This window comes from Streptomyces sp. NBC_00846 (genome assembly GCF_045207325.1).
Lineage (GTDB): Bacteria > Actinomycetota > Actinomycetes > Streptomycetales > Streptomycetaceae > Streptomyces.
This window is the reverse complement of sequence record NZ_CP108846.1, coordinates 3,541,376-3,555,312: the sequence shown is the minus strand read 5'-3', so window position 1 is coordinate 3,555,312 and position 13,937 is coordinate 3,541,376. Positions and strand designations below refer to the sequence as shown.

General features: G+C 71.6%; 12 protein-coding genes. 7 read left to right on the top strand and 5 right to left on the bottom strand.

All coding sequences use genetic code 11. The annotated features are described in order from the left end of the window. The first annotated feature begins 56 nt into the window (after window positions 1–56). The 3 genes from OG936_RS16335 (at window position 57) to OG936_RS16325 (ending at window position 3,389) form a co-directional block, all read left to right on the top strand. The gene (locus OG936_RS16335) at window positions 57–1,055 is read left to right on the top strand and encodes an NADP-dependent oxidoreductase (protein WP_406495523.1); all 999 of its coding nucleotides are present in this window, start codon (window positions 57–59) and stop codon (window positions 1,053–1,055) included. An 89-nt stretch (window positions 1,056–1,144) separates the two neighbouring features. Further along, entirely contained in the window at window positions 1,145–1,408 is a 264-nt protein-coding gene (locus OG936_RS16330) for a DUF2630 family protein (RefSeq protein WP_406495522.1), read from the top strand. Window positions 1,409–1,430: 22 nt separating this feature from the next. After that, window positions 1,431–3,389, top strand: coding sequence for an FUSC family protein (locus tag OG936_RS16325; RefSeq protein ID WP_406495521.1), 1,959 nt, complete (start codon window positions 1,431–1,433; stop codon window positions 3,387–3,389). A gap of 56 nt (window positions 3,390–3,445) precedes the next feature. Here the strand turns inward: OG936_RS16325 and OG936_RS16320 are convergent, their stop codons facing one another. Beyond that, a complete protein-coding gene (locus OG936_RS16320; protein ID WP_406495520.1) occupies window positions 3,446–3,847 on the bottom strand; it encodes an RNA-binding S4 domain-containing protein in 402 nt (133 codons plus the stop codon). Between the two features lie 525 nt (window positions 3,848–4,372). Between OG936_RS16320 and OG936_RS16315 the strand changes: the two genes are divergently transcribed. Then, the gene (locus OG936_RS16315) at window positions 4,373–6,223 is read left to right on the top strand and encodes a VWA domain-containing protein (protein ID WP_406495519.1); all 1,851 of its coding nucleotides are present in this window, start codon (window positions 4,373–4,375) and stop codon (window positions 6,221–6,223) included. Here OG936_RS16315 and OG936_RS16310 read toward each other — a convergent pair. Together OG936_RS16310 and OG936_RS16305 are read right to left on the bottom strand one after the other, a co-directional pair. Beyond that, entirely contained in the window at window positions 6,157–7,407 is a 1,251-nt protein-coding gene (locus OG936_RS16310; protein WP_406495517.1) for a sensor histidine kinase, read from the bottom strand. The two genes, OG936_RS16315 and OG936_RS16310, sit on opposite strands and share 67 nt — an antisense overlap. Next, window positions 7,404–8,057 carry a response regulator transcription factor gene (locus tag OG936_RS16305; RefSeq protein WP_383752489.1) on the bottom strand — a complete coding sequence of 218 codons (654 nt, stop codon included), beginning with the start codon at window positions 8,055–8,057 and terminating at the stop codon, window positions 7,404–7,406. The genes OG936_RS16310 and OG936_RS16305 overlap by 4 nt, the downstream gene beginning before the upstream one ends. Before the next feature lie 68 nt (window positions 8,058–8,125). Between OG936_RS16305 and OG936_RS16300 the strand changes: the two genes are divergently transcribed. Continuing rightward, on the top strand, window positions 8,126–8,353 hold the full coding sequence (locus OG936_RS16300) for a hypothetical protein (protein WP_406495516.1): 228 nt from the start codon (window positions 8,126–8,128) through the stop codon (window positions 8,351–8,353). Window positions 8,354–8,395: 42 nt separating this feature from the next. Continuing rightward, window positions 8,396–10,000 (top strand): methionine--tRNA ligase, encoded by a 1,605-nt coding sequence (gene metG / locus OG936_RS16295; RefSeq protein ID WP_406495515.1) that lies wholly within the window; start codon window positions 8,396–8,398, stop codon window positions 9,998–10,000. Between the two features lie 697 nt (window positions 10,001–10,697). Here metG and OG936_RS16290 read toward each other — a convergent pair. Next, window positions 10,698–11,756: a PucR family transcriptional regulator gene (locus OG936_RS16290; RefSeq protein ID WP_383752297.1), complete on the bottom strand. Its 1,059-nt coding sequence runs from the start codon at window positions 11,754–11,756 to the stop codon at window positions 10,698–10,700. Then, on the bottom strand, window positions 11,753–12,355 hold the full coding sequence (locus tag OG936_RS16285; protein ID WP_406495513.1) for a Na+/H+ antiporter NhaA: 603 nt from the start codon (window positions 12,353–12,355) through the stop codon (window positions 11,753–11,755). Before OG936_RS16285 ends, OG936_RS16290 begins: the two co-directional genes overlap by 4 nt. 444 nt (window positions 12,356–12,799) lie before the next feature. Between OG936_RS16285 and OG936_RS16280 the strand changes: the two genes are divergently transcribed. After that, window positions 12,800–13,930: a site-2 protease family protein gene (locus OG936_RS16280; protein ID WP_406495511.1), complete on the top strand. Its 1,131-nt coding sequence runs from the start codon at window positions 12,800–12,802 to the stop codon at window positions 13,928–13,930. Window positions 13,931–13,937: the final 7 nt, after the last annotated feature.

Genomic DNA, 13,937 nt, shown 5'->3' with positions numbered 1-13,937 from the left:
CGGGGAAGAGTGGTTCTCGTGACTGCCGGATCGGGGGCGACTGAGAGGTCTTCCGTATGCGAGCGATAGCCGTCAGCACGTTCGGGGCCGAACCCGCACTGGTGGAGCTGCCCAAGCCCGAGCCGGGAGCCGGGGAGGTCAGGGTCAGGATCGAGTACGCCGCACTCAACCCGTGCGACTGGCAGGCCGCCCGGGGCTCACCGGACGCCGGACCCGCCCCGAGCGTGTTCCCGCTGGTCGTCGGCGTGGACTTCGCGGGCCGGGTGGACATGATCGGCTGCGGCGCGAACCGCTTCCGGGTCGGCGACCAGGTCTTCGGCCGGATCGGCGACGCCCAGGATTGCGGCCGGGCCGGCGACCGGGTCTTCGCCCGGGCCGGCGGACCGGCGGCCCGCGCCGGTACCTACTGCGAGTTCGTGTCCGTCCCGCAGGACTCCGCCATCACCTTCGTGCCGGCCGGCCTCTCCCTCCGTACCGCGGCCGCCCTGCCGTCCGCCGGGATGACGGCCGCCCAGATCCTGGAGGCTGTGGTGCTCCGCGGCCACGAGAGCCTGTTGGTCATCGGGGCGGCGGGCGGTGTCGGCAGCTGTCTGACCCAGCTCGCCTCGGCCCGCGACGTGCGCGTGATCGCGGCCGTGCACGGCGACGAGCACCAGCGGATGGCGGCCCTGGGCGCCACCGTCACGATCGACACGATGCAACGCCCCCTCGAAGCGGCGGTACGGGAAAGCTGCCCGGACGGCGTCGACGCACTGGTCGACCTGGTCTCCACCACCCCCGACGCCTTCGCCGCCCGTGCCGCGCCGGTACGCGCCGGCGGGATCGCCCTCACCACGCGGGGCGTCGCCGCCCTCGCCGCGCTCCCCGCGGACGTGACCGGCATCGACTTCCGGCTCGAACCCAGCCCGGTCCTGCTCGACGTCCTGGCCGCGGGCGCCGCCGAAGGCGTACTGCGCGTGCCGATCGACATCGAACTCCCGTTGGAGAAGGCCCCGCAGGCCCTCGACCGGAACCGGACGGGCGGCGCACGCGGCAAGACCGTCATCGCGCTCTGAACCCGGACCACGCGCCGCGCAGACCCGAAGGAGACGCAGACCCGAAGGAGACGCAGACCTGAAGGAGACACAGACCTGAAGGAGACACCATGGACGACCGGGAACGCGACATCGAGCACGACATCATCGACAACATCGGCGGGCTCATCGACGAGGAACGGGACCTGCGCAACCGCTCCACCGGGGAATCGGGCCTCAGCGAGGACGAGAGATCCCGGCTGCGTACGGTGGAAGTCAGGCTCGACCAGTGCTGGGACCTGCTACGTCAGCGGCGCGCGCTCAGGGAGTTCGGCGAGGACCCGTCCGCGGCGACGGTACGGCCGGCCGACGAGGTCGAGGGCTACCGGGGCTGAACGCACCACACAGGGGGACGCATTGACCGACACGGAGGCCGGACCCGGACGCAGGCGTGCGGCACCACCCCCCTGGCTGCTGAGCGGACTCCGTCCCCGGCCGGCCACGCCCATCCCCTGGGCCGCGGTCGTCCGCGCCTCCCTCGCCCTGGCCGGCCCGCTGGCCGTCGGCTTCGCGCTGGGTCGGCCGGTGTACGGCGCGCTCATCTCCATGGGGGCGCTTTCCGGCGTCATCGGCGATACCGCCGACGCGTATCGGATGCGCATCCTCAACATCGCCGTACCGCAGCTCTTCGGCGCGCTCGGCATCATGCTGGGCACGCTGGTGTTCGGGACCGGCTGGACGGCCGTCGCCGCGCTGACCCTGGTCGCTCTGGTCTCCGGCATGATGTCGACGATCGGCGCCGTCGCCTCCGTGTCCGGGCTGCTGCTCCTGCTCAACGCGGTGGTCGGCGCGGGGCTCTTGATGCCGAAGCCCTGGTGGGTGGCGCCACTGCTGCTGACGGTCGGCGGCCTGTTCGTCCTCACCATGACGCTGCTGGCGTGGCCGCTGCGGCGCAAACTGCCGGAACGGGTCGCGGTCGCCGACACCTACCTCGCGGTCGCCGACCTGCTCGCCGCCGCGGGCACCGACTCGTACGAGGAGCGGCGGCACGCCGTCACCCAGTCCCTCAACACCTCCTACGACCTGATCCTGGCCCGCCGAGCCCGCTACCACGGCCGCAGCAACGCCATGGTGCGGCTGCTCGCCCAGCTCAACGTCGTCATCCCGCTCGTCGAGGCGGCGCCCGCCGTACACGTCCGGCGGCGCTCGCTCCCGGACGGGATCCCGGCGGCAGTACGCGAACTCGCCGCCGCCGTCGAGGAGAGCCGCACCGGCGACGCCGAACTCACCCTGCCCGCCCCGGACTCACCCGCCACCCGGGCGGTGGACACCGCGCTGCGGCACGCGGCCGCCGTCGTGCACAAGGCCGACCCCGACCCGTACAACGTCGACGACCGGCTCGGCCGCCCCGCCGCGCTCGGGGTACGGATCCGGCGGACGGCGCGCGACGTGCTGCTCTCCGGGCCCTCGTGGCGGTACGGGCTGCGCCTGGCCCTCTGCATCGGCCTGGCGCAGGCGCTGACCTCCCTGATCCCGGTGCCCCGCTCCTACTGGGTCGCGCTGACCGTCACATTTGTCCTGAAGCCGGACTTCGGCTCGGTGTTCTCGCGGGCCGTGCTGCGCTCGGTGGGCACCGCGGCCGGTCTCGTGATCGCTGCGCCGATCCTCGCCGCGGTGCCGATCGGCTGGTGGGACGTGCCGGTGATGGTGGTGCTCGCCGCCCTGATCCCGGCGTTCACGGCGAAGGGGTACGCGTTCCAGACCGCGGCCATCACCCCGGTCATCCTGCTCCTGTCCGACCTGCTGAACCACCAGGGCTTCCACCTGGTCTGGCCGCGCTTCCTGGACAGCCTGATCGGCTGCGCCATCGTGTTGGTGGCGGGCTACCTGCTGTGGCCGGAGAGCTGGCACGTCCGGATCGGCCACCGGCTCGCGGACGCGGTGACCGACATCGCCGACTACGTGGCGTACGCGTTCGAGCCGGTCGGCCCCGGCGACCGGGCGGAACGGGTTCGGGCCAGGCGTCGCATCTACCGCGACCTGTCCGTCGTACGTTCCGAGTTCCAGCGCGCCCTGACCGAACCGCCGCCGGTCGGCAGCCGGGCCGCTGCCTGGTGGCCGCTGGTCGTCGCGGTCGAACGCATCGTGGACGCGACGACGGCGGCCCGGGTCCGCGTCGACCACGGAGCACCGGAACCGCCCGCCGCGGAAGTGGCCGGGATCCAGCAGCAGCTGCGGGAACTGGCCGAGGGGATACGCGCGAGCGAGACCCTGGTCGGCGTACGCGCGGAACTGCCGGGCGACGAGGAAGGGGTCCTGGCTCCGCTGCGCCAGGAGGTGGCGGCGGCGCGGGCGATCGCGTCACCGCAGCCGTAGCCGTGCCGTAGTCGCAGCCATGGCCATGGCCGTGGCCGCGGCCCGCGCGTTCCTCGTCAGGGGGTGGGCCCGGCCCCCCGCAGACGCTCCATCTCCCGCCGGTCCCGCTTCGTGGGACGCCCCGCGCCCCGGTCCCGTACCGGAACCTGGATCGCCGCCTCGCGCGGGGGCGGGGGCGGGCTGTTGTCGACGAAGCACTCCGCCGCCGCCGGAGGGCCGACCCTCTTCTTGACCAGCTTCGACACGACGACGATCCGGTCCCGGCCCGCGTGCCGGAGCCGTACCTCGTCGCCGACGTGCAACGCCTGGGCGGGCTTGGCGCGCTCGCCGGCGACCTTCACATGACCCGCGCGGCAGGCGGCAGCGGCCTGCGAACGGGTCTTCGTCAGCCGGACCGACCAGATCCAGACGTCGACTCGAACGCTGCCCTCCGCCTGCGGCGCCTCACCGGAAACCATGCAGCCGACTCTAGTGCGGCGCGGGCCCCGGGTCAGGTCCGGTGGGCGAGGACTCGGTGCCCGGTAGGGGGTCGGCCACGGCCGGCGCTGCGGAGGGCGGGGCGGCCGCCTGGGCGGCGGTTGCGCCGACTGCCGGAACGAGGCCGGAAAGCATCGCCGCTGCCACCACGGCACAGGCCGCGATCCGTGTTCTGCGAGAGCGTTTTCCCACGTGGCAGCCCTTCTTGACGGCACATACGGATAAAACGGGCAATGGTGCGCCTGGCTGTGTGTCAGATGCGCCGTCCGCTCACGCCGACGAGGCAACTCGGGACCAGGTGGGCACATTTGAACGACGTACATCAGGTCGGCACGGCATGCGCACAGGACTCGGTCGGAACTCGGTTGCGGCTCAGTTGTCCCACGGGCGGGCCGCACCGCCGAACGGCCGGATCCGGCCGCTAACCTTACGTATCCGCCCTGGCCAGGGATGAATCCCGCAGGTCGGACATTTATCGCACCCAACTCACGCGAAAGGCCTCGCCCATGGGCATTCGGAGCTTGCTGCGCAAGGTGTTCGGCCGCGACCGCGCGGAGCAGGACGCGCCGGCGCCGACGGCCACGGTCCCGCCCCAGACCGAACGCACCGCGCCCGCGGAGTCGGAGCCGGTCACGACGACGGTGGACGAGCCCGCCAAGGAATCCGCCGCGGTGCGCGAAACCGCCCCGGCCACCAAGGCCTCGGTGCCGGCCCCCGCCTCGCCCCGGTCCGCCACCGGCGACAGCGGTCTGGCATCGGACCTGGTGGCGGCGGCCTTCGACAAGGCGTCCCTGTCCACGGTCCCCTCCCAGGGCTCGGCTCCGAAGCTGAAGCCGAAGCCGAAGCCGGCGGAGGCCGAGGCCACGGATCCGGTGGCCGCACCCACCACTGGGACCGAGCCGGAGCCGGTGGCTGCGGAGGTCACCGAGACCGAGATCGAGCCGGTGGCCGCACCTACCACTGGGACCGAGCCGGAGCCGGTGGCTGCGGAGGTCACCGAGACCGAGATCGAGCCGGTGGCCGCACCTACCACTGGGACCGAGCTGGAGCCGGTGGCTGCGGAGGCCACCGAGATCGAGCCGGTGGCCGCACCTACCACTGGGACCGAGCTGGAGCCGGTGGCTGCGGAGGCCACCGAGATCGAGCCGGTCGCGGAGCCGGAGTCCACGGCCGTCGCCGAGGCCGACGTTGCCGTCGAGGACGAGCCGGAGGCCGAGCCCGTCAAGGCCGAGGCCCCGGAGGAGGCCCCGGCCGAGCCCAAGGCCGCTGCCGCCACCGAGACCGGGACCCAGCCCGCTACCGCTGAGGCCGAGCCTGTCGCGGTTGTCGCCGAGCCGGAGCCCGCCACCACCGAGGCCGAGCCCGTCGCTCCCGCCGCCGAGCCGACGGCGGATCCCGCCGCCGAGCCCGAACCCGCCACGGCGGAGGCCCCCGCCGAGCCGGAGACCGCACCCGCCCCCGCCCCCGCCCCCGAGACCGAGCCGGAGCCTGAGCCGGTCACCGCTGCCGCACCCGCACCCGCACCCGAGCCGGAGGCCGCACCCGCACCCGCCCCCGCCCCTGAGACCGAGCCGGAGGCCACGTCGGCCCCCGCTCCGGCGTCCGAAGCAACCCCGGCCGCCGCCCCCGAAGCCGAAGCGGCCCCCGCCCCCGCCCCCGACGCAGCCCGGCCCGCCCTCCCCCTCGCCCGGGTCAAGTCCAGTGCGCCCGGGCTCGTCGAGCCGTACACGGCGGCCCGGGCCGCGCTGGAGGCGCACGGGCTGACCGGGCTGCGCGCCACCGTCTACCTGGTCTTCGACCGCTCCGGCTCCATGCGGCCGTTCTACAAGGACGGCAGCGCCCAGCACCTGGGCGACCGCACCGTGGCCCTCGCCGCGCACCTGGACGAGAGCGCCACCGTCCCCGTCGTCTTCTTCTCGACCGACATCGACGGCACCGGCACGGTCGACCTCGCCGCCCACGAGGGCCGGATCGACGAACTGAACGCGGGCCTGGGCCGCCTCGGCCGTACGAACTACCACCGCGCCGTCGAAGAGGTCGTCGCGCACTACGAGAAGTCGGAGGCGACCGGCCCCGCGCTGGTGATCTTCCAGACGGACGGCCCGCCGGACGCCAAGCAGCCCGCCAAGCAGGCGCTGGCCGACGCGGCGCGGCTACCGCTGTTCTTCCAGTTCGTCGCGTTCGGCGACGAGGACGCGAAGGGCTTCGACTTCCTGCGGAAGCTGGACGTCCCGAACGCCGGGTTCTTCCACGCGGGCCCCGCCCCCCGCGAGGTCGCGGACGCCACGTTCTACCGCGAGGTCCTCGCCGCCCTCCCCGCCTGGGTCGCGGCGCGCGAAGCGGCGCCCGAAGGCTGATCCAGCGGCAGGCGTACGGTCACGGCGAGCCCGCCCACGGGGCCCGGCACCGCCGTGACCGTACCGCCGTGCGCCACCGCAATAGAACGCACGATCGAGAGTCCGAGTCCCGACCCCCGTCCCATCCGGTCCTTGCCCTCGCCCCGCCGGAACGGCTCGAACAGCCCGGGGATGTCCGCCGCGTCGACCAGGGGCCCGGTGTTGCGCACCTCCAGCAGCGCCTCGCCGCCGACCGCCACCAGGGACACGTCCACCGTCCCGTCGGGCACGTTGTACGTGACGCCGTTGGCCAGCAGATTCGCCACCAGCTGGGCGAGCAGCAGCCGGTTCCCGCGTACCGCGCACCGTCCGGCGTCGACGTTCACACCCGGGTGCCGCGCCGCCTCCTCCGCCACCACCTGCGCGAGGTCCACCGCGTCCCGCTCGCCCGTCGCGAGTCCGCGTTCGCTGCGCGCCAGGACCAACAGCCCCTCGATGAGCCGCTCGCTGCGCCGGTTGTTGTCCAGGAGCGTCTGCCGGGTCCGTACGAGATCCTCCTGGGACGGGTCGTCCAGACCGATCTGGATCGCGGCCCGCTGGGTGGCGAGGGGGGTGCGCAGTTCGTGCGAGGCGTTGGCGATGAACCGGCGCTGGCTGTCGAACGCCTTCTCCAGCCGGGCCAGCAGCGCGTCGAGCGTGTCGCCGAGCTCCTTCAGCTCGTCGTCGGGGCCGGTGGACGCGATCCGTTCGTGCAGGGTGTGCTCGGAGAGCCGGCGCGCCTTCGCGGTCATGGCGTGGACGGGCCGCAGGACCCGCCCCGCGGTCCACCACCCCACCGCGACCGCGCAGGCCGTCATGACGAGCAGCGCGGCCACGGACCAGATGAGCAGCTGATGACCGGCCGCGTCGCTGACGTGGTCGGTGAGGTCGTAGACGGTGGGCGGGCCGAGAGTCCGCCGGGTGACGAGGGGGCCGTTCACCGCGTAGCCGGGCTGGACGACCGCGGCGGTGCGGGCGATGGCGCGCGCCTGGGAGTCCGTACCGGCGCGGGAGGCGAGGTTGACGGTGGCGAGCAGCGCCGTCCCGAGCACCAGGAACACCCCGCCGTACACGAGCGCGATCCGCGTCCGGATCGTGGAGTGCTGGACGTGCGGGACACGCGCGGCGCGCAGGACGATGCCCGGGAGGCGTGACGGGCGCTTCACAGGGCGTACCCCACGCCCTGCACGGTACGGATCAGGGCCGGTTCGCCGAGTTTGCCCCGCAGCTTGCTCATGCAGACGCGTACGGCGCCGGTGAACGGATCGGCATTGGCGTCCCAGGCCCGCTCCAGCAGCTCCTCCGCGCTGACGGTCCCGCCGTCCGCCTCCAGCAGCAGCTGGAGCACCGAGAACTCCTTCGGCGAGAGGTCGAGCTCCCGCCCCTCCCGGGAAGCGGTGCGCCGCACGGTGTCGAGCCGGATGCCGTGCCGCTCCAGCTGCGGCGGTACGGGGCGGGCGCTGCGCCGCCGCAGCGCCCGTACCCGCGACACCAGCTCGGGGAACTCGAACGGCTTGCCCAGATAGTCGTCGGCGCCGAGATCGAGTCCGGCGACCCGGTCCTCCATGGAACCGGCGGCGGTGAGCATCAGGATTCTGGTCCGGGAGCCGGAAGCGACCAGCCCGCGCGCCACGTCGTCACCGTGCACCCGTGGCAGATCGCGGTCGAGGACGACGACGTCGTAGTCGTGCAGCCCCAGGTAGGCGACGGCGGCGTCGCCGCTGTACACCGTGTCGACGGCGAACCCGGCACGCCGCAGCCCGGTGGCGACCAGCTCCGCCAGCATCTCCTCGTCCTCGGCGACCAGTACCCGCATCGTGATGTCCCCTGCCTCGTGCATGCGCGTCCACTCTCTCCCAGGATGCGTCTTTGTTACGGGAAAGCATGTTTCGCAAAGGTCTCCGCACAGCTTGTCACCTGGCTCCGGCGAAGGACCTGGCGGAACTGCTGGGCCAGGTGCCGGACCACCATGGCGTGGACCGGCCGTCGGTGGCCCGCTCGGTGACCCCGCCGCCCTCGGCGGACCCCCCGGCGGAGTTGCTGGACATGATCGCCTTCTCCGTCCACGCCGAGGACCCCTTCGGCCCCGGGCCCGAGGGCGGCCGACCGTAATCGGGGTGAGTGGATCTTCCGCAGGCCGTTAGGATTTCGACCATGGCGGCCACTGGATCCGAGAAGCAGGGGGCGACGGCGTACTACGTCTCGACCCCCATTTACTACGTCAACGACGCTCCTCACCTGGGCCACGCCTACACGACCGTCGCAGGCGACGTGCTCACGCGCTGGCACCGCCAGCGCGGCGAGAAGGTGTGGTACCTCACCGGCACGGACGAGCACGGTCAGAAGATCATGCGCACTGCCGAGGCGAACAACGTCACCCCTCAGGAGTGGTGCGACAAGCTCGTGGAGGAGGCCTGGAAGCCCCTCTGGGAGCACCTGAACATCGCGAACGACGACTTCATCCGTACGACGGAGAAGCGGCACACCGACCGGGTGCAGGAGTTCGTGCAGGACCTGTACGACAAGGGCGAGATCTACAAGGGCGGCTACGAGGGCCCGTACTGCGTGGGCTGCGAGGAGTACAAGCTCCCCGGCGACCTCATCGAGGACGAGGACGGCGTCAAGCTGTGCCCGATCCACAAGACGCCGGTGGAGATCCTCAAGGAGGAGAACTACTTCTTCAAGCTGAGCGCCTACGGCCCGAAGCTGATGGAGTTCTACGCCAACAACCCCGGCTTCATCCAGCCCGAGTCCGCCCGCAACGAGGTCGTGAACTTCGTCAAGCAGGGCCTGCAGGACCTCTCCATCTCCCGCTCGACCTTCGACTGGGGCGTCCCGGTGCCGTGGGACGAGAAGCACGTCATCTACGTGTGGGTCGACGCCCTGCTGAACTACGCCACGGCGGTCGGCTACGGCGCCAACCAGGAGAAGTTCGACGGAACGTTCCCGGCCGACGTGCATCTGGTCGGCAAGGACATCCTGCGCTTCCACGCGGTGATCTGGCCCGCGATGCTGATGGCGCAGGGCCTGCCGCTGCCGGGCCGGATCGCGGCCAACGGCTGGCTGATGGTCGGCGGCGAGAAGATGTCGAAGTCGAACCTGACCGGCATCAAGCCGCAGGACCTGACCTCGCACTTCGGCGTGGACGCGTACCGCTGGTACTTCCTGCGGGCCATTGCCTTCGGCAGCGACGGCTCGTTCTCCTGGGAGGACTTCTCCGCCCGCTACACCTCCGAGCTCGCCAACGACTACGGCAACCTCGCCTCGCGCGTCGCCGCCATGGTCGGCAAGTACTTCGGCGGGGCGCTCCCCGAGGCCACGGCCGCGGGTGACGCCGAGAAGGCGGTCCAGGAGGGGCTGGCGAAGGCCGTCGCGACGGCCGACGAGAAGATCGGCGAGGAGCTGGACTTCCAGGCCGGCATCCTGGCGGTCTTCGACTTCGTGAAGCAGGTCAACGGCTACATCACGGAGCAGGAGCCCTGGAAGGTCGCCAAGGACACGTCCCCCGAGGGCCAGGCCCGCCTCGCGACGATCCTGTACACGGCCGCCGAGTCGCTGCGCGGCGTCGCGGTCCTGCTGAACGCCGTGATGCCGGAGACCTCGCAGAAGCTCTGGGACTCCCTCGGCGCCGAGCCGTCCCTGGGCGCGCTGTCCGACCAGCGCGTACAGGACGCGGGCACCTGGGGCCGGCTCCCGGTGGGCTCGACGGTGACGAAGGGCGCGGTGCTGTTCCCCCGCCTGGAGGAGAAGCCGGCGTAAGCACGTACACACGGTGAGGGTCCGGGATTCGGACAGGCGCCCGGCCGGGGTTTCCCGGCCGGGCGTTCTGTCGTCGAGGTACCGGACCGGGCCGTCGTGAGCGATGAATCACCCAGGGGACCGGCGCGACACACGCCGCGCGACGTGAAGAACCACTCCAGCACCAGGCAGCACGTTCCGTACCGTCCGCTCTCCGCTCTCCGCTCTCCGGCTCCGTGCGGTGCAGTACATGCGTCGCTGCGGCGCCGACTTCCGCGGAACGGATCGGCTGTCGCCCGGATGAGAACAACACCGGTGATATCTCCCCCGGCGGCACCAAGTAGCTCGCGCACGCCAGCGAATTCGCGTCCTCGGCGGTGCGACGGATCAGGGCGCGGACGTCACCGGCGCGGCCTCCCGGACGAACCCGTCCGGGTCGGCCACCAGCCCCGGTCATCCGGCCCGGTCATCCGGCCCGGTCATCCGGCCCGGTCATCCGGCCCCGGGCTTCGGCGCACGAGCGGGCGACGAGAGCCGAACTCGCCTTCCGGGCTTGGGAACCAAAGAGGTTCTCCCGGCGTGGTCTCCCGGCGCCCCTGTTCAACGCTGCTGACCGCTCCGCAGGTCGAGTGCCAGGAGTGGCTTCCCACCGATGCAGACGAATCGGGGCCTCTGCCGGAGAGAGGGCCGAGGTGGCGTCGGAGAGGACACCTCGGGGTCAGAGGCGCTGGTCGGGCCAGTTGAGGAGGCGGGCGCCGATGACGGCGGTTTGGAGGGTGTAGCGGTGGTGGGGGTCGGTGGGGTTGGTTCCGGTGAGCTGGTGGATGCGTTCGAGGCGGTAGGTGAGGGCGCGGACGCTGAGGGAGAGCCGACGTGCTGTTTCGGTTGCGTTGCAGCCGCTTTCGAAATACGCGGTGAGGGTGTCGAGGGAGGTTTTGGGGCCGCCTCGTGCTTGGAGGAGGGGGCCGAGGGCGGTGCGTACGAGGTCGGCCATCGCCTGGCGGTCGCGGGTCAGGACGGGGTAGACCAGCAGGTCGGCGGTGTGGAGGACAGGGGCGTCCATGCTGAGGCGGATAGCGAGGTCGAGGGTGTTGAGGGCTTCCTCGTAGGAGTGGACGACGCCGCCGGCTCCGCGGTGGGTGCGGCCGATCGCGGTGCGTCCGCCGTCGGTTGCGGCATGGGCCTGTTTGGCGAAGTAGGTGAGCACGTCGCGCTGGTCGCCGGGGGCTATGCAGATCAGCCGTCCTTCCTTCGTGGTGAGGAGGATCTGTCGTGCACCGAAGCGGCCGGTCACCGCGCGTTCCACCCTCCGGGGCACTTCGTCGCCTTCGGCGTAGGGGGCGGCACCTTGGGTCACGGCGACGGCATGGGCGTGGGACAGACGCAGGCCGAAGCGTTCCGCGCGTTCGGCCAGACGGCCGAGGTTGCTGCGTCCGTAGAGGAGGTCATCGATGAATTCGCGGCGGGCGGCTTCCTGTTGCCGGATGGCGAAGTGCTGGGCCTGGTCGTATCCCTCGGCCAGTGCGTCGATGGCCTGGGACATGACGGCGAGGGCGCTGTCGACCGGTACGGGTGGGCCCGGCCAAGCCGAACGAGCGGCTTCGAGATGGTTCGAGACGACCTGGCGCAACGCCGCCCCGTTTCCCGCGGCCTGCTCGCCGAATGTGCGCAGGGCATCGAGCTCGCGGCGAGTGAGACGGCGGCCGGTCGCGGCTGCCGTGGCCAGCAGGTCCGTGTATCCATGGAAGCAGTCAGTGGTTGCCTCGGGGGTGCTCACCGGTGCTCCTCGTGTCGTGGCTTGTCGTCGGGGTGGCTGAGGAACCGGTCCAGGTCCATGCTGTGCAGAACGGTTCGCACGCGGTGGTTCGCGCCGGTGGCGACGACCGGCACGCGCTGTTCGCGCCGGCAGATGTCCGGGATGCCGTCGGCGATGAAGAACAGGGCGTTGATCAGGATCGGGCCGAGAGCGTCGGCCATCGCAAAGGCCGGCAGAAACACGCGCGGCGCCCAGGGAAGACTGGTGCCGAGGACGGTGAGGACGGCCGGCGTGAACGCCGTGCCGGTGGCCATCGGCACCGCCCACCCCGACGGTGAACCGCCCCCCACCGCCGAGACGCTCGCGTACAACAGGCCGTCCGAGGCCCGGTGCCCGACCGACAGGTCGAGCGCCAGGGAGCTGACCCCGACATGAGCATCGCCCACCGACTCGTACGCACCGCGCCCGGCAGAATTCGCCCGGATCAGGGCCACGACCGCCACGGCCGGCAGGACCGGACCGCCGGCGGTTTCGGTCCGCAGCGCCTCGCTGACCGCCGGGCGCTCGTCCCACGGCAAGAGGCCGAGGAAGGGGGAACGCTCGCGTGGGGTATCCGGCATGGGGGTAGTCCTCCGGGGGCATCGGCAAACGTCGGGAGACACCTGTCTCCAGACCGCCGACCAGACTTCCCGGCACACCAGCGCGCGATTCCTGACGCGTTCCGCACAGCCTATCCAGCACGAGCGGAGTCCACGAGGGCAGCGCATGCTCCCGGGAGGGCGCAGCCCGGCATGCAGCCGGTGCGAGCGGGGCCTGCCTGCCCCGACACTGCCGGCAGTTCCGCCGTGTCACGGTAGCGGCATGCTGAGCGGCTCTCCCGGCAATTGCCGATAGACCCGTTCAGTCCGACCGACGTCCAGTTCCGACGCGGCTGCGGACGATGACGCGTGTTGGTGACAACAAGAGAGCGACAATTGTGGGTGGGTGCCGTGCTGGTCGGTTCATGGAGTCAGGTCGCTAGGTCCTGCCCGGTGAACCGGGTGCCGGGCCGACGGGAGACGACGATGAACGGCTCGGTCCGTGTCGGACAAGTTGTCGGGGTACCACTGCGGATGCACTGGAGCGTGCCGCTGCTGGTGGTTGTGTTCGCGTACGGCCTCGGCCGCCAGACCCTTCCCGCATGGACTCCAGGGCGCCCGGACGCGGTGTACACCTTCGCCAGTGCCGTGGGGGCCCTGCTGCTCATGGGCAGCCTCCTGCTCCACGAGACGGCCCACGCCGCGACTGCCCGCAGGAAGAAGATCGCGGTACAGGATGTGACGCTGTGGGCGCTGGGCGGGATGACCAGGATGGGGCGACCGCCGACGGCCGCGGTGGCTTTCGCGGTGGCGATCAGCGGGCCGCTCACCAGCCTGGTCATCGGAGGCGCCGCATTCGGAGCGGGAATCGGGCTGCACGCGATGTCCGGCTGGGCGGTGCCCGCCGCCGTTCTGGTGTGGCTCGGCTGGGCGAACCTGTTCCTGGGCGCATTCAACCTCCTTCCCGCTGCGCCGCTCGACGGCGGAAGGGTGGTGCAGGCGCTGTTGTGGTGGCGTACCGGAGACCGGGAACGTGCGGATCGGGTGGCCTCCCGAAGCGGTCAGGTCGTGGGCGGCCTGATGATGGCCTTCGGCTGGATCTCCTTCCTGCGCGGGGCGCCGGGCGGGCTGTGGCTCGTCTTCGTCGGTCTCTTCATCACAGTCGTCGCCGGCGCGGAACGGCAGCGTGCCGTGATCCACACAGAACTGCGGGGCGTCAAGGTCGCCGATGTCATGTCCAGCCCGGTGACCACCGGCGCCGACTGGCTGACCATCCGGCATTTCATCGACGAGGTGGCAGTGAAATCCCGCCATTCCGTCGTGCCGCTGCTCGATTTCGAAGGTCGTCCCAGCGGGATCGTTCAGATACGCAGGCTTGCCCGGATACCGGGAGCGCGCCAGGAGGCGCTGCGCGTGCGCGACGTGGCGATCCCGTTGTCACAGTGCGCGGTTGCCGCCCCGGGTGATCTTCTGAATGAGGCTCTCGACAAGCTCCGCCCGGGTACTGGCATGCGCATTCTCGTCGTGGACGGGAACCATCTGGTGGGGATCGTCACCGCGAAGGACATTTCACGGCTGATCCAGCGGCGCACACTGGGGGGCCAAGGGCCCGACTGAGCCCGGG

Bases quoted from the DNA above. Each gene is read 5' to 3' on its own strand.
- OG936_RS16335 (WP_406495523.1), top strand. From the start codon at position 57: ATGCGAGCGATAGCCGTCAGCACGTTCGGGGCCGAACCCGCACTGGTG.
- OG936_RS16330 (WP_406495522.1), top strand. From the start codon at position 1,145: ATGGACGACCGGGAACGCGACATCGAGCACGACATCATCGACAACATC.
- OG936_RS16320 (WP_406495520.1), bottom strand. From the start codon at position 3,847: ATGGTTTCCGGTGAGGCGCCGCAGGCGGAGGGCAGCGTTCGAGTCGAC.
- OG936_RS16315 (WP_406495519.1), top strand. From the start codon at position 4,373: ATGGGCATTCGGAGCTTGCTGCGCAAGGTGTTCGGCCGCGACCGCGCG.
- OG936_RS16305 (WP_383752489.1), bottom strand. From the start codon at position 8,057: ATGCGGGTACTGGTCGCCGAGGACGAGGAGATGCTGGCGGAGCTGGTC.
- OG936_RS16300 (WP_406495516.1), top strand. From the start codon at position 8,126: ATGTTTCGCAAAGGTCTCCGCACAGCTTGTCACCTGGCTCCGGCGAAG.
- metG (WP_406495515.1), top strand. From the start codon at position 8,396: ATGGCGGCCACTGGATCCGAGAAGCAGGGGGCGACGGCGTACTACGTC.
- OG936_RS16285 (WP_406495513.1), bottom strand. From the start codon at position 12,355: ATGCCGGATACCCCACGCGAGCGTTCCCCCTTCCTCGGCCTCTTGCCG.
- OG936_RS16280 (WP_406495511.1), top strand. From the start codon at position 12,800: ATGAACGGCTCGGTCCGTGTCGGACAAGTTGTCGGGGTACCACTGCGG.